Source organism: Brevundimonas sp. SGAir0440 (assembly GCF_005484585.1).
GTDB lineage: Bacteria > Pseudomonadota > Alphaproteobacteria > Caulobacterales > Caulobacteraceae > Brevundimonas.
Genome location: NZ_CP039435.1, coordinates 531247 through 544887, shown reverse-complemented (window position 1 = coordinate 544887; position 13641 = coordinate 531247). Strand labels below are relative to the sequence as shown.

The 13641-nt window shown below is 67.5% G+C and carries 15 protein-coding genes and 1 tRNA gene; 9 read left to right on the top strand and 7 right to left on the bottom strand.

What is annotated here, in order from left to right:
• The first annotated feature begins 87 nt into the window (after positions 1-87).
• The gene (locus E7T10_RS02570; protein WP_137720595.1) at positions 88-1461 is read left to right on the top strand and encodes an NAD-dependent succinate-semialdehyde dehydrogenase; all 1374 of its coding nucleotides are present in this window, start codon (positions 88-90) and stop codon (positions 1459-1461) included.
• Positions 1462-1538: 77 nt separating this feature from the next.
• Here the strand turns inward: E7T10_RS02570 and acnA are convergent, their stop codons facing one another.
• Complete coding sequence (acnA, locus tag E7T10_RS02565) at positions 1539-4265, bottom strand: aconitate hydratase AcnA (protein WP_137720594.1); 2727 nt, start codon at positions 4263-4265, stop codon at positions 1539-1541.
• A 208-nt stretch (positions 4266-4473) separates the two neighbouring features.
• Here acnA and ccmA point away from each other — a divergent pair, with 208 nt between their 5' ends.
• The 6 genes from ccmA to E7T10_RS02535 are packed head-to-tail and all read left to right on the top strand — an operon-like array spanning position 4474 to position 7667.
• Positions 4474-5097 (top strand): heme ABC exporter ATP-binding protein CcmA, encoded by a 624-nt coding sequence (gene ccmA, locus E7T10_RS02560; protein WP_137720593.1) that lies wholly within the window; start codon positions 4474-4476, stop codon positions 5095-5097.
• On the top strand, positions 5094-5804 hold the full coding sequence (ccmB, locus tag E7T10_RS02555) for a heme exporter protein CcmB (protein WP_137720592.1): 711 nt from the start codon (positions 5094-5096) through the stop codon (positions 5802-5804). The genes ccmA and ccmB overlap by 4 nt, the downstream gene beginning before the upstream one ends.
• A 39-nt stretch (positions 5805-5843) precedes the next feature.
• Positions 5844-6563: a heme ABC transporter permease gene (locus tag E7T10_RS02550; RefSeq protein WP_137720591.1), complete on the top strand. Its 720-nt coding sequence runs from the start codon at positions 5844-5846 to the stop codon at positions 6561-6563.
• 4 nt (positions 6564-6567) lie between these two features.
• A complete protein-coding gene (gene ccmD / locus E7T10_RS02545; protein ID WP_137720590.1) occupies positions 6568-6786 on the top strand; it encodes a heme exporter protein CcmD in 219 nt (72 codons plus the stop codon).
• Complete coding sequence (locus E7T10_RS02540; RefSeq protein WP_137720589.1) at positions 6783-7343, top strand: DsbE family thiol:disulfide interchange protein; 561 nt, start codon at positions 6783-6785, stop codon at positions 7341-7343. Before ccmD ends, E7T10_RS02540 begins: the two co-directional genes overlap by 4 nt.
• Before the next feature lie 45 nt (positions 7344-7388).
• Positions 7389-7667 carry a hypothetical protein gene (locus E7T10_RS02535; RefSeq protein WP_137720588.1) on the top strand — a complete coding sequence of 93 codons (279 nt, stop codon included), beginning with the start codon at positions 7389-7391 and terminating at the stop codon, positions 7665-7667.
• Here the strand turns inward: E7T10_RS02535 and E7T10_RS02530 are convergent, their stop codons facing one another.
• The 3 genes from E7T10_RS02530 to E7T10_RS02520 are packed head-to-tail and all read right to left on the bottom strand — an operon-like array spanning position 7668 to position 10399.
• A complete protein-coding gene (locus E7T10_RS02530; RefSeq protein WP_246846081.1) occupies positions 7668-8492 on the bottom strand; it encodes a M48 family metallopeptidase in 825 nt (274 codons plus the stop codon).
• Positions 8492-10030, bottom strand: a complete 1539-nt coding sequence (locus E7T10_RS02525) for a cryptochrome/photolyase family protein (protein WP_137720587.1) — start codon at positions 10028-10030, stop codon at positions 8492-8494. Before E7T10_RS02525 ends, E7T10_RS02530 begins: the two co-directional genes overlap by 1 nt.
• 24 nt (positions 10031-10054) lie before the next feature.
• Positions 10055-10399, bottom strand: coding sequence for a thiol-disulfide oxidoreductase DCC family protein (locus E7T10_RS02520; RefSeq protein WP_137720586.1), 345 nt, complete (start codon positions 10397-10399; stop codon positions 10055-10057).
• Between the two features lie 95 nt (positions 10400-10494).
• Between E7T10_RS02520 and E7T10_RS02515 the strand changes: the two genes are divergently transcribed.
• Positions 10495-10959, top strand: coding sequence for a DUF3429 domain-containing protein (locus E7T10_RS02515; RefSeq protein WP_137720585.1), 465 nt, complete (start codon positions 10495-10497; stop codon positions 10957-10959).
• A 74-nt stretch (positions 10960-11033) separates the two neighbouring features.
• On the opposite strand, the gene E7T10_RS02510 is transcribed toward E7T10_RS02515, so the two are convergent.
• Together E7T10_RS02510 and E7T10_RS02505 are read right to left on the bottom strand one after the other, a co-directional pair.
• A tRNA-Gly gene (locus tag E7T10_RS02510) sits at positions 11034-11108 on the bottom strand.
• A 220-nt stretch (positions 11109-11328) separates the two neighbouring features.
• On the bottom strand, positions 11329-12111 hold the full coding sequence (locus E7T10_RS02505; RefSeq protein ID WP_137720584.1) for an SDR family oxidoreductase: 783 nt from the start codon (positions 12109-12111) through the stop codon (positions 11329-11331).
• 55 nt (positions 12112-12166) lie between these two features.
• Between E7T10_RS02505 and E7T10_RS02500 the strand changes: the two genes are divergently transcribed.
• Positions 12167-12565: a YkvA family protein gene (locus E7T10_RS02500; protein WP_045809996.1), complete on the top strand. Its 399-nt coding sequence runs from the start codon at positions 12167-12169 to the stop codon at positions 12563-12565.
• Position 12566: 1 nt separating this feature from the next.
• Here E7T10_RS02500 and E7T10_RS02495 read toward each other — a convergent pair whose 3' ends face one another.
• A complete protein-coding gene (locus E7T10_RS02495; protein ID WP_137720583.1) occupies positions 12567-13568 on the bottom strand; it encodes an NADPH:quinone oxidoreductase family protein in 1002 nt (333 codons plus the stop codon).
• Positions 13569-13641 lie beyond the last annotated feature (73 nt).

Here is a 13641-nt window from a genome sequence, read left to right as displayed (position 1 = left end):
ATTGAACCGCCCCACACAGCAGGCGTTGGCATCCTGACAACGGATCGGCGCCGCCCCGGGCGTCCGACCGAAGCCCCAGGACGCCCCATGGCCTATCGCACCCTCAATCCCTTCACCGAACAACTGGTCGAGGACTATCCCGAACACACCGACGACGCCGTCGAGGCCGCCTTGGCCAAGGCTGACAGCCTCTTCCATTCGGATTGGTCGAAGGGTGACATCCAGCCGCGCCTCGCCGTGCTGAAATCCCTGTCGGGCCTTCTGACCGAAAACCGCGACGACCTGGCCCGCACAATGGCCGAGGAGATGGGCAAGCCCCTGGCTCAGGGACAGGGCGAGATCGATCTGTGCGCCGGCATCGCCGCCTACTATGCCGAGAAGGCCGCCGACTTCCTCAAGCCCGAAAAGATCGACAGCGAACTGGGCGAGGCCTGGGTCGAGTTTCACCCGATCGGCGTGCTGCTGGCGGTGGAGCCGTGGAACTTCCCGATCTATCAGCTGATCCGCGTGGTGGCTCCCGCCATCGCGGTCGGCAATCCCGTGCTCTACAAGCACGCGGGCATCGTGCCCCGCTGCGCCGCCCGGTTCGCCGAACTGGTGCGCGAGGCCGGCGCGCCCGAAGGCTTCGTCGCCAACCTCTACATCTCCTCGGACAAGGTCGCCGAACTGATCGGCGACGACCGCATCCAGGGCGTGGCCCTGACCGCATCGGAGGGCGCCGGCGCCAAGGTCTCGGCCCGCGCCTCGGAAATGCTGAAGAAGTCCACGCTGGAACTGGGCGGCAGCGACGTCTTCGTGGTGCTGGACGACGCCGACGTCGAAAAGGCGGTCGCGGCGGGCGTCGAAGGCCGCCTGTCCAACGCCGGACAGGTCTGCACCGGCTCCAAACGCTTCATAGTCCAGAAGTCGGTCTCCGACGCCTTCATCACCGGTTTCGTTGAAGGCATGAAGACCGCCGTCATGGGCGACCCGCTGGACGAGGCCACCGACCTGGGTCCGCTGTCGTCCGAGGATGCGCTGAAGACCCTGACCAAACAGGTCGAGGAGGCGATCCAGCACGGCGCCAAGGCGGTGACCGGCGGCAAGCCCGCCGACCGCACCGGCTTCTTCTACGAGCCGACCGTCCTGACCGACGTCGCGCGCGACAACCCGGCCTTCTATCAGGAGTTCTTCGGCCCGGTGGCCCAGGTCTTCGTGGTCGAGGACGACGATGCGGTCGTGGCTCTGGCCAACGATTCCCACTTCGGCCTGGGCGGCTCGATCTTCTCGGGCGACACCGACCGCGCCCGCAAACTGGCCTCGCGCATCGAGACCGGCATGGTCTTCATCAACACCACCACGACATCCATGCCCGAACTGCCGTTCGGCGGCGTCAAACGCTCGGGCTTCGGCCGCGAGCTGGGCGATGTCGGCATCAAGGAGTTCGTGAACCGCAAGCTGGTGGTCGTCAGCGCCGACTGACCACCGCCTTTCGGCAAACGGAAAAGGGCCGGCGGATCGCTCCGCCGGCCCTCTTTCTTGTCTGGACGAACCGCGACCTATTCGGCGGCGATCGGCGCCTCGGTTTCCGGGCCGCGCGCCAGGTTGCGCAGCACATAAGGCATGACGCCGCCGGCCAGCAGATAGTCCAGCTCGGTCTGGTTATCGATGCGGCAGCGGACCGGGAAGCGGGCCATCTTGCCGTCCGACGGGCGGAACAACTCGACCCACAGGTCCTGACGCGGCTTCAGCTTGCCGATGTTGGCGTCCGACAGGCCGCGGATCGTGACGATCTCTTCGCCCGTCAGGCCCAGCTTCAACCAGCCGTCCTGCTTGAACTGCAGCGGCACGACACCCATCCCGACCAGGTTGGAGCGGTGGATGCGCTCGAAGCTCTCGGCGATGACCGCGCGAACGCCCAGCAGACGCGTGCCCTTCGCCGCCCAGTCGCGCGACGAGCCGGTGCCGTATTCCTTGCCGGCGAAGACGACCAGCGGGCGGCCTTCCGACTGATACCGCATGGCCGCGTCATAGATCGACATGGTGTCGCCCGACGGGAAGTGCTTGGTCACGCCGCCTTCGATCTCGGGCGTGATGCGGTTCTTGATGCGGATGTTGGCGAAGGTGCCGCGCATCATGACTTCGTGGTTGCCGCGACGGGCGCCGTAGCTGTTGAACTCGGCCGCCTCGACGCCGTGGTTGGTCAGATAGACGCCGGCGGGCGAGGTCTTCTTGATCGAACCGGCCGGGCTGATGTGGTCGGTGGTGATCGAGTCGCCGAAGATGGCCAGAACGCGCGCCTCGACCACGTCCTGAACCGGGGTCAGGTCCATCGACAGGCCGTCGAAATAGGGCGGGTTGGCGACGTAGGTCGAGCTGTCGTCCCACTCATAGGTCTGACCGCCGGTGACCTTGATGGCCTGCCAGTGCTTGTCGCCCTTGAACACGTCCTTGTAGCGTTTGGCGAACATGGCCGGGGTGACGGACTTGCGCTGGATGTCGGCGATTTCCTGCGTGGTCGGCCAGACGTCCTTCAGGAAGACGTCGTTGCCCTTCTTGTCCTGACCGATCGGATCCTTGGTGATGTCAATCCGCATCGAGCCGGCGATGGCGTAGGCCACGACCAGCGGCGGCGAGGCCAGATAGTTGGCCTGGACGTCGGGGTTCACGCGACCTTCGAAGTTGCGGTTGCCCGACAGGACCGAGGTCGCGACCAGGGCGTTGTCGTTGATCGCCTTGGAGATGGCCGGGTCCAGCGGGCCCGAGTTGCCGATGCAGGTGGTGCAGCCATAGCCGACCAGGTTGAAGCCCAGGGCATCCAGGTCCTTTTGCAGGCCGGCGTCGGTCAGATAGTCGGTCACGACCTGCGATCCGGGGGCCAGCGAGGTTTTGACCCAGGGCTTGGCCTTCAGACCCAGCGCATTGGCCTTGCGCGCCACCAGACCGGCGGCGATCAGCACCGACGGGTTGGAGGTGTTGGTGCAGGAAGTGATGGCCGCGATGACCACGTCGCCGTCGCCGACGGTGAACTTCTCACCCTCGACCTCGGCGCGCGGGGCGTCGGCCGGGCGCGCGAAGACGTCGGTCAGGGCGGTTTCAAAGGCCGGGGCGGCGGTGGTCAGTTCGACGCGGTCCTGCGGACGCTTCGGGCCCGCCAGCGACGGCACTACGGTCGAGATGTCCAGTTCCAGCACGTCGGTGAAGACCGGATCTTCCGAATTCTCGTCGATCCACAGGCCTTGCGCCTTGGCGTAGGCTTCGACCAGGGCGACGCGCGCCTTGTCGCGGCCCGTGGCGGTCAGATAGCCGATGGTGGCGGCCGAGACGGGGAAGAAGCCGCAGGTGGCGCCGTATTCCGGGGCCATGTTGGCGATGGTCGCCTGGTCCTCGATGGTCATGTTGGGCAGGGCGTCGCCGAAGAATTCGACGAACTTGCCGACCACGCCCTTCTTGCGCAGCATCTGGGTGACGGTCAGCACCAGGTCGGTGGCGGTGGCGCCTTCCGGCAGACGGCCGGTCAGTTTGAAGCCGATGACCTCGGGGATCAGCATGGGGATCGGCTGGCCCAGCATGGCCGCCTCGGCCTCGATGCCGCCCACGCCCCAACCCAGGACGGCCAGGCCGTTGATCATGGTGGTGTGGCTGTCGGTGCCGACGACGGTGTCGGGATAGGCGACCGTCTTCTTGCCTTCGTCCAGGGTCCAGACGGTCTGGGCCAGGTTCTCCAGGTTCACCTGGTGGCAGATGCCGGTGCCGGGCGGCACGACGCGGAAGTTGTTGAAGGCCGACGAACCCCAGCGCAGGAAGTTGTAGCGTTCGATGTTGCGCTCGTATTCACGCTCGACGTTCTGGCCGAAGGCTTTCGACGTGCCGAAGTTGTCGACCATGACCGAGTGGTCGATGACCAGATCGACCGGCACCAGCGGGTTGATCTTGGCGGCGTCGGCGCCCAGGGCGCTCATGGCGTCGCGCATGGCGGCCAGATCGACCACGGCGGGCACGCCGGTGAAGTCCTGCATCAGCACGCGGGCCGGACGGAAGGCGATCTCGTGCTCGACCGAGCCCTTGTTCTCGACCCAGGCGGCGACGGCCTTCAGGTCGTCTTCGGTGACGGAAACGCCGTCCTCATTGCGCAGCAGGTTTTCCAGCAGCACCTTCATCGAGCGGGGCAGGCGGGAAATCCCGGTCAGACCGGCTTCCTCGGCGGCGGGAAGGCTGTAATAGGCGTATTTCTTACGCCCGACGGAAAGGTCCTGGCGGGTCTTGAAGCTGTCGATCGACGGCATGGAGAGTTCCTCTGGTCAGCGCCGCCCGACAATCCGGTTGCGCCTTCGCGCGGCAGACGCAGCGGCTCACAGGGCCCCTGCGCGCGCGGCGAAAGCCTGCTGCGGCGACCGTGCCTATAGCCCCGCCACGCCGCACCGTCCATGTGTCCACACCCCTGACGTGGACATTGAGAAGGGTTCGCAGATTTGGCGCGGCGGGTGAAACGCGATGATCCACACCCTCGCCCTCTCCGGCCTGACCGTCTCGCGCGGCGAGCGGCTATTGTTCGACGGCCTGGACCTGACCTTGCGCGCCGGCGAGGTGCTGGCCCTGACGGGCGCAAACGGGGCGGGCAAGACCAGCCTGCTGCGTGCGATCGCGGGCCTGTTGCGGCCAGACGCCGGGACGGTCGCCTTTAAGGACGGCGACGGCAATCGGCTGGACGAACGACAGGCGCGTGGACGCGAAACCCATTTTCTCGGCCATCTGGAAGGGCTGAAGGGCGGCCGAACCGCGCGCGAGGAGCTGGGGTTTCAGTGCGATTGGTTGGGCCACACCCAGTACGGCGTCGACCACGCCGTCGAGGCCTTCGGCCTGAAGCCGCTGCTGGACCTGGAGGTCCGGCGTCTTTCGGCCGGTCAGCGCCGTCGCCTGGCCATGGGCCGGCTGGTCGGATCGCCGCGCGCCCTGTGGCTGCTGGACGAGCCGATGGCGCCGCTGGACACGCGCTGGCGCGAAGCCTTCGCCGAGCAGATGCAGCGTCATCTGGACGCCGACGGCCTGATCGTCGCCGCCGTCCACGACCCCCTGCCGCTGCCGACCCGCGCTCTCGATCTGGGGGCGCTCAAGTGAGCCGCCGCGATGTCGATCAGGAACCCCGTCCGCCTGGCCTGCGCGGCGCGACGCGCGTGCTGCTGGAGCGCGAGCTGGATCTGGCCTGGGGCGGGGGCGGCGGCCCGTTGCTGGCCTGCGGCTTCTTCGCCTGTCTGACCGCCATACTGCCGCTGGCGGCCGGCGGCGATCCGCGCACGCTCGGCCCTGTCGCCGGCGGCGTCGCGTGGTTGGCGCTCGCCCTGGCGTCCCTGCTGTCGCTGGAGCGGCTGTTCGAGCGTGACATGGAGGACGGGGCGCTGGATCTGCTGGCCCTCGGCCATCTGGCGCTGGAGCAGGTCGTCCTGATCAAGGCCTTGGCCCAGTGGATCGCCGTCGGTCTGCCGCTCGCCCTGACCGCCCCCGTCGCCGCCCTGGCGCTTGGCCTGCCCGCGTCGCTGACGCCGCTGGTCGCCCTGACGGCCCTGATCGGCGGCGCGGGCTTCGCCTTCACCGGAGCGCTGGGCGCCGCTCTCGCGCTGGGCGCCAAGCGTGGCGGGCTGCTGATCGCCGTCGTCGTCCTGCCGCTGTTCATTCCGCCGGTCGTCTTCGGCGCCGGCGCCCTGGAGCGCGCTGGATCGGGCCAGCCGGTCGGCCCGGCGTTGGCCTTGCTGTGCGCCTACGTCCTGTTCGCCGCCGTCGTCGCGCCCTTCGCCGGGGCCGCCGCCGTTCGCAACGCGCAAGGGTGAGCTTGCCCGCCGCCCCTTCGCCGCGTAAGCGCTGAACCGATGTTTGGCCTGTCCAATCCGCAGCGCTTCATGGCCTTCACCGGCCCGTTGACGCCCGTTCTGTGGGGGCTCGCCGCCGTGCTGCTGGCCGTCGGCGCCTGGCTCAGCTTCACCGTTCCGGCCGATTATCAGCAGGGCGACACGGTGCGGATCATGTTCGTCCATGTGCCTGCCGCCACCCTGGGCCTGGGCGCCTATGCCGCGCTGGGCGTATCCAGCTTTTTTGCGCTGGTCTTCCGTCACGCCCTGGCCGACGCCGCCGCCCGCGCCGCCGCCCTGCCGGGCGCCGCCTTCACGGCCCTGGCCCTGTTCACCGGCTCGCTGTGGGGCCAGCCGATGTGGGGGACCTGGTGGGTGTGGGACGCGCGCCTGACCAGCGTGCTGGTGCTGTTTCTCTTCTACCTCGGCTATATGGCGCTGAGAGCCTCGATCGACGACGAGCAGAAGGCCGGGCGCGCCGCCGCCGTCCTGGGTCTGGTCGGTCTGATCAACCTGCCGATCGTGAAATTCTCGGTCGACTGGTGGAACACCCTGCACCAGCCCGCCAGCTTCCTGACCCCCGGATCGTCGGGGCTGGACCCCGTCTATCTGCCGCCCTTCCTGACCATGCTGGCGGCCTACGGCGTGCTGTTCGCGGCCCTGTGGTTGACCGCCATCCGCACCGAAATCCGCCGCCGCCGCGTCACGACCCTGCGCGCCCGTCTGGCTCAGGAGGCCTGACGCCATGCTCGACCTCGACATGACCCCCTACGCCGCCTTCGTCTGGCCCGCCTGGGGCGTCAGCGCCCTGGTGCTGATCGTCCTGACCATCCGCGCCGTCGTCGCCTCCCGCAAATGGAAGCGCGAACTGACACGGCTGGAAGCAGACCAAGCTCTCTCGTCAGAAGCGGCGGATTCCAACCGTCCTCAAGCAGCGCGAAGCGCGTTAGGACAACGAAAATGAACCGCTGGCTGGCCCTGATCCCGCTGGCGGTCCTCGCGGCGCTGGCGGCCCTGTTCGTCGGCTGGTCGCTGAAGCGCGACCCGGCGTTCAAGCCCGACGCCCTGGTCGGCCAGACGATCCCCGAGACGGTCCTGCCCCTGCTGTCTGGCGACCAAGCGGGCCCGGGCAATCTGGACCTGAAGACCGCCGGCGTCGGTCGGCCCATGCTGGTCAATGTGTTCGCCTCCTGGTGCGCGCCGTGCCGGATCGAACATCCCAAGCTGCTGGCTCTGAAGGCGCGCGGCGTCGCCGTGGTCGGCATCGCCTACAAGGACGAGCCGGTCGCCACTCGCGCCTTCCTCGACGAACTGGGCGATCCCTATTCGATGGTGCTGGTGGACCGCGAGGGTCGTGCGGGCCTCGACCTCGGCCTCTCCGGCGTGCCCGAGACCTTCGCCGTCGACGCCATGGGGCGCATCACCGCCAAACAGTCCGGCCCCTTGCTGAACGACGCCGACATCGACCGACTGGTCGCCTCCATGCAGGCCCCGCCCCGTCCGGCGCCGACAAAGCGGTGAGGCGGCGTTAACCCTTTTTCGAGGGTTTGCGTTAACCATGTCGGCATGAGCGCGATTCGTCCCGGCCTGCCGCTGAACACGCCCGCCCAGGGCCTTGATCTGCCGAGCGCCCGCAGCGCCCAGGCGGCCTTCTTCCGCGCCGCCCTGAATCAGAATGCGGTGGAGCAGACTGCGACGCCCAAGCCGCCGGTCCCGGCCGCCGCCGTCATGTCCACGATCCGAACCGCCAACCCGGCCCGGCCGGTCGAGGCGCCCCCCGCCCCGGCCCGGCGCGAGGAGCCGCGGATCATGCGCCCCGGCTCCTACCTCGACATCCGGGTCTGATCAGTTCCAGCCGCGGCTGGCGATATACTGCTGCAACGCCTCGATCCGGGTCGCGTCCGACGGGTGGGTCGAGGCGAACTGCGGCGTCTGGGTCTGACGCTGAGCCGCCATCAGTCGCCATAGCGCCACCGCCTGCGACGGCTTGAAACCAGCCCCGGCCATATAGTCCACGCCCAGACGGTCGGCCTCCAGCTCGTCGCGCCGCGAATAGGGCAGCAGAAGCCCGTATTGGGCAGCCAGACCGCCATAGGCGTTGACCGCATCTCCATAACGACCCGCCGCCCCGCCGACAGCCGCCAGACCGACGCTGGTCACCGTCTGGTTCGAGGCGCGCTCGGCCGCATGGTTGGCGACGACGTGCCCGATTTCGTGACCGATCACGCTGGCCAGCTGGTCGTCGTTCTGAACCAGGGCCAACAGGCTGGTCGTCACGCCGATCTGGCCGGACGGTAGAACGAAGGCGTTGGGGCTGGCCTCCGTGAACACCGCATAGTCCCAGGTCCGACCGCCCAGACCCGCCGCCTGGACCAGACGGTCGCCGACGCGCCGGATCCGGTCGACCTGGGCGCCGGTCGTCATCACGCCTGGCTTGGCGATAGCCTCTCGCCAGGCCGCGGTCGATTGCTGGGACAGGGCGGCGTTGTCCACCAGAAGCAGCTGATTACGGCCCAGGGCTTCGTTATAGGCGCAGGCGGACAGGGCCGAGGCCGCGACGGCGGCGGCCAGGACAAGGGCGGAGCGGCGGGGCAGGATCACGGGGGCGGCCTCTTCGAGCAGGACGAAACAGCAAGGCAAATGGTCGCGCTGGGCCTGAGGTTCCACCATCAATCGATCGGCGTCGCGCCTAGCTGAGTCCGGCATGTTTCCGCCTCGGCCGCCAGGGCCTTGCGCTTGGCTTCCCCGAACTTCTCCAGCGTGCGGTAGGGCATGGCCAGCCGCACATTGTCCCGCAGCCGGCCGCGATTGCGCTCCAGAAAGCCCCAGTACAGCCGGTTGAACGGGCAGGCGGCATCGCCGCTCTTGCTCTTCACGTCATAGCGACACGCCCCGCAGTAGTCGCTCATCCGGTCGATATAGGCCCCCGAGGCTGCATAGGGCTTGGACCCTACGATGCCGCCATCGGCGAACAGGGCCATGCCGCGCGTATTGGGCATCTCGACCCATTCATAGGCGTCGGCATAGACACACATGTACCAGTCGTCGACCTGATCGGGATGCACGCCCAGCAGCAAGGCCAGATTACCCGTCACCATCAGCCGCTGGATATGGTGGGCGTAGGCGTTGTCGCGCGTGGTCTTCACCACGTCGGCGACACAGGCCATGTCGGTCTCACCGGACCAGTAGAACCAGGGCAGCTTTCGGTCCGCATCCAGGAAGTTGCGCGCCCGATACTCCGGCGCCTTCAGCCAGTAGATGCCGCGCACGAACTCGCGCCATCCCAGGATTTGCCGGATGAAGCCTTCGACCGCGTTCAGCGGGGCCTTGCCCGCCCGATACACCGCCTCGGCGCGCTTGCAGACGTCCAGAGGATCCAGCAGGCCCAGGTTGATCGAGGTCGAGATCAGCCCATGCCACATCCACGGCTGCCCCTCCGCCATCGCGTCCTGCCAGTCCCCGAACGACGGCAGGACGTCCTTCAGGAAATGCTTCAGCGAGGCTTCCGCCTCCTCCGCCGTCGTGGCCCAGCCGAATCCGTCCAGCGATCCGAAATGGTCGCCGAACAGTCGCTCGACATCCGCCATCGCCTCGCGCGCCACGGCGTTGGGCCGGATGCGCAGGCGATTGGGCGGCGTCACGCCCTTGGCCAGCTTCTTGCGGTTCTCGGCGTCATAGTTCCAGCGCCCGCCCTCCGGCTGATCGCTGTCCATCAGTATGCCCGTCGCGCGGCGCATCTCGCGATAGAAGAACTCCATGCGCAGCTGCGACTTGCCCGAGACCCAGCGGCGAAAACGGTCGTGGCTGCTGATGAAGCGGCGATCCTCGCGAATCTCGACCGGCAACCCCGCCCCTTCCGCAAAGGCGGCCAGATGCTCGGCCAGCCGCCACTCGCCGCATTCGGTCATCACCACCGTTTCATAAGCGCCGTCGTCCAGCGCCCGGGCCAGTTCGCCGGTGATTGACCCGCTGTTGTCCGCGTCGTCGATGCGCACATAGCGCACATTGACGCCCCGCCCCTTCAGCCGCTCGGCGTGATTGCGCATGGCGGCGAAGACCAGGGCCAGCTTCTGCTTGTGATGCCGGACATAGGTCGCCTCGTCGCGAACCTCGGCCATCAGAACCGTGTCGACGTCCGGGTTCAGATCCTTCAGCGCCGACAGGTCGTCCGACAACTGATCGCCCAGCACCAGCCTAAGCACGGACATGCGTTATTTCCATCACCGGGCCCATTAGCGAGCGAGAGACTGAAGTCGAGGACGCAGGCGCAGAAATACCCGGTACGCCCTCTCCAACGCCGCAAGGACCCAGGGGATGCGTGCGGCCAGGCCTATCGGGCGCAACAGCGGTATGGCCCGCCACATCGCCGCGAACGCCGCCGCGCCCGACAGCAGTTTTCCATTCTCCGTTGCGTGGAATCGCGCCAGCAGCGTCTCGCGATCCAGCGGGCAGCTTGTCTGACCGTCCGACACATCGACGAATCGGATCGCGCCGCGTCGATCCAGCCGACGCATCAGGGCGATCTCGCGTCGGCACAGGGGACAGCCGCCATCATACCAGACGAGCAAGGGTGTCATGACGGTCGAAGGCTCTCGGCGACGGCGAACGGGCTCGCCATCCTATACGGGCGTCCTCTACAGTCTGGATCGCAACCCGCCTCGACAGGTGTCCGATGACGATTGAACCCACCGGCCGACATCGCTTGCCGCCGCTCGCCCGCATCCTGGGTTTCGCCGGCCTGCTGCCCCAGGCGGCGGCGGTCGCCGTCCTTGTTGCAGGCGACGCGGACCAGCAGACCGCCGCCCTCGGCCTGGCCTACGCCTACGCCGCCCTGATCTTCAGCTTCCTTGGCGGCGTCTGGTGGGGACTGGCGGCTGCGACGGGCCTGAAGGCGCCCAAATGGGTCTGGATCGCCTCTGTGGCGCCCTCGCTTCTCGCGCTGGCGACCAGCGTCGTCTGGGCGGCGGGCTCCGATCCGGCCGTGTCGCTGGTCGTGCTGGGCGTCTTCATCGCCGCCAGCGTCCTGGTCGATCTGAAGCTGAAGGCGGCCGGTCTGACGCCAGAGGGCTGGCTCGTGCTGCGCGCGCCGCTGTCGATCGGTCTGGGCGTGCTGACGCTCATCGCCGGGCTGATCTGAAAATATCTCAGGCAGCGGATAAAAAATCGGGGCCTGCCGCAACCGACAGGCCCCTGATTTTACTCGTCTCGACTTGGAGCGGGCGAAGAGATTCGAACTCTCGACCCCAACCTTGGCAAGGTTGTGCTCTACCACTGAGCTACGCCCGCACTCCGTAGGAGCTAGGTGCGCTCCCCGTCGAGGAGGGGGCGTATAGCGGAGGGTTGATCGGTCCTGCAAGAGGTTTTTTCGGGCTATCGCGGTTCGCGCTGCTTGAGCCCGATATTTGCCTTTACGGTCGCCGCTGAAACGCTTTGCTGCTCGCCGCCTAAGCGCTTTTGCGCTCAAGCAGCGAGCGACCGCGTCGCGAGCGTAGCGCCCTTTCGCGCGTCAGCGCGGCGCCAGACGAATCCCGCCGTCCAGACGGATGCATTCGCCGTTGATGTAGACGTTTCGCGCCAGCTCTAGCACCAGCGAAGCATAGTCGGCCGGCGTGCCCAGGCGGCTGGGGAAGGGGATGGCGGCGGCCAGGGCGTCCTGGATCTTCTGGTCCATGCCGGCCATCATCGGCGTCCACATGATGCCGGGCAGGATGGTGTTGCAGCGCACCCCTTCCTGAGCCAGATCGCGCGCGATCGGCAGGGTCATGGCATAGACGCCGCCCTTGGACGCCGAATAGGCCGCCTGGCCGATCTGGCCGTCCTGAGCCGCGACGGAGGCGGTGTTGACGATCAGGCCGCGCTCGCCGTCCGCCATGGGCTCCAGGGTCACCATGCCCGCCGCCGACTGCGACAGGACGCGGAAGGTGCCGAACAGGTTGACCCGCACGGTGCGCTCGAACTGGGCTATGTCGTGGGCTTTGATCTCGCCGGTGTCCTTCTTGCGCGAGACGGTCTTCTGGCCCGTGGCGATGCCGGCGCAGTTGACGGTCAGACGTTCCTGTCCATGGGCGGCGCGGGCCTTTTCGAAGGCGGCGGCGACCGAGGCGTCGTCGGTCACGTCCACCTGGCAGAAGACGCCGCCGATCTCGGCCGCGATGGCCTCGCCCTTTTCGGCGTTCAGGTCGAACAGGGCGACCTTGGCCCCCGTCGCCGCGATGGCGCGCGCGGTGCCTTCGCCCAGGCCCGAGGCGCCGCCGGTGACCACTGCGGCGATGGTGTTGTCGAGTTTCATCCTGATCGTTCCTATATTGTCGTGAACCTGAGTTTCGATTGAGGATTTAGCGGCCATGACCGCCAAAGCCAAACCCGCCGATCCGTCGGATGTCCTGGACCCGAAAAAGGCGCTCGTGCCGTCGGTGGTGAAGATCAACGAGGCCCGCGTGACCAAGGGCTTCTGGCCCAAGATCCAGCGCACGGCCGCCCGCATCCCCTTTGCGGACCAGGCCCTGGCCGCCTGGTACGCCGCGCGCGATCCGCAGACGCCGATGGCGGCCAAGGGCATGATCTTCGCGGGCCTGGCCTATTTCGTCATGCCGGTGGACGCCATTCCCGATATCTTCGCGGGCATCGGCTATACCGACGACGCCGCCGTCATCACCGCCCTGCTGGCCCTGGTCGGCGCCAACATCAAACGCCGCCACCGCGACCAGGCCGAGGACGCGGTGCAGCGGCTGAAGGCGAAATAACTTAGCTCTCGACCGTCACCACGATCTTGCCCAGCGCCTGACGGTCGCCCAGGGCCTTGATCGCTTCGCTGGCCTTTTCCAGCGGGAAGGTCTTTGAGACCCGCGGCCTGATCTTGCCCTCGGCGTACATCTGCATCAGATCGGTCATGTTGGCGGCGTGGGCCTTGGGATTGCGCATCACCGCCGCGCCCCAGAAGACGCCGATCACCGACACCGACTTCAGCAGCGTCAGGTTCAGCGGCAGGGACGGAATGCCCGCCGGAAAGCCGACCACCAGATAACGCCCGTTCCAGTCCATGGCCCGCAACGCCGGATCGGCATAGTCGCCGCCGACCGCGTCATAAACGACGTCCGCGCCGTCGCGGCCGGTGGCCAGCTTGAACTCGCCGGACAACGCCTTCTGCGCGGCCTTGTCCATCGGGCCCGACGGATAAATCAGTCCGTTATCGGCGCCCAGTTCAAGCGCGAACTCGACCTTGTCGTTGGTCGAGGCGGCGGCGACCACCTTGGCCCCCATAGCCTTGCCCAGTTCGACGGCGGCGGCGCCGACGCCCCCGGCCGCACCCAGCACCAAGAGGGTTTCGCCCGCCTTCAGCTGCGCCCGGTCCTTCAGCGCATAGTAGCTGGTGCCGTAGGTCATGATCAGGGCCGCCGCCTCCTCGAAGCTCATGGCGTCGGGGATGGGGATGACCGTCTCGGCCCGCACCGCCAGCCGTTCGACCAGCCCGCCCCAGCCCGGCACGGCGATGACCCGGTCGCCCTTGCGCACGCCCTTGACCCCTTCGCCCACCGCTTCGACCACGCCGGCGACCTCAGCGCCCGGCGAGAAGGGCCGCTCGGGCCGGAACTGGTATTTGTCCTCGATGATCAGGGTGTCGGGATAGTTGATCCCCACCGCCTTGACCTCGATGATCACCTCGCCCGCCTTGGGCGTCGGGTCGAGCACGTCTTCCACGACCAGGGTTTCGGGGCCGCCAGGCGTTTTGGACAGAACAGCGCGCATCATTCCTCCTTGGGCCTACCGCGCTTCGCGCTACTTGAGGCCGTTTCGTAATTGGGTTGCGACCGTCATGGCG

Excerpts from the sequence above, each read along its gene's own strand:
- E7T10_RS02525 (WP_137720587.1), bottom strand. The coding sequence starts at position 10,030 with ATGTCCGTGCTTAGGCTGGTGCTGGGCGATCAGTTGTCGGACGACCTG.
- E7T10_RS02515 (WP_137720585.1), top strand. The coding sequence starts at position 10,495 with ATGACGATTGAACCCACCGGCCGACATCGCTTGCCGCCGCTCGCCCGC.
- E7T10_RS02505 (WP_137720584.1), bottom strand. The coding sequence starts at position 12,111 with ATGAAACTCGACAACACCATCGCCGCAGTGGTCACCGGCGGCGCCTCG.
- ccmA (WP_137720593.1), top strand. The coding sequence starts at position 4,474 with ATGATCCACACCCTCGCCCTCTCCGGCCTGACCGTCTCGCGCGGCGAG.
- E7T10_RS02535 (WP_137720588.1), top strand. The coding sequence starts at position 7,389 with ATGAGCGCGATTCGTCCCGGCCTGCCGCTGAACACGCCCGCCCAGGGC.
- E7T10_RS02570 (WP_137720595.1), top strand. The coding sequence starts at position 88 with ATGGCCTATCGCACCCTCAATCCCTTCACCGAACAACTGGTCGAGGAC.
- E7T10_RS02500 (WP_045809996.1), top strand. The coding sequence starts at position 12,167 with ATGACCGCCAAAGCCAAACCCGCCGATCCGTCGGATGTCCTGGACCCG.
- E7T10_RS02540 (WP_137720589.1), top strand. The coding sequence starts at position 6,783 with ATGAACCGCTGGCTGGCCCTGATCCCGCTGGCGGTCCTCGCGGCGCTG.
- E7T10_RS02495 (WP_137720583.1), bottom strand. The coding sequence starts at position 13,568 with ATGCGCGCTGTTCTGTCCAAAACGCCTGGCGGCCCCGAAACCCTGGTC.
- E7T10_RS02550 (WP_137720591.1), top strand. The coding sequence starts at position 5,844 with ATGTTTGGCCTGTCCAATCCGCAGCGCTTCATGGCCTTCACCGGCCCG.
- E7T10_RS02530 (WP_246846081.1), bottom strand. The coding sequence starts at position 8,492 with ATGGTGGAACCTCAGGCCCAGCGCGACCATTTGCCTTGCTGTTTCGTC.
- E7T10_RS02520 (WP_137720586.1), bottom strand. The coding sequence starts at position 10,399 with ATGACACCCTTGCTCGTCTGGTATGATGGCGGCTGTCCCCTGTGCCGA.
- acnA (WP_137720594.1), bottom strand. The coding sequence starts at position 4,265 with ATGCCGTCGATCGACAGCTTCAAGACCCGCCAGGACCTTTCCGTCGGG.
- ccmD (WP_137720590.1), top strand. The coding sequence starts at position 6,568 with ATGCTCGACCTCGACATGACCCCCTACGCCGCCTTCGTCTGGCCCGCC.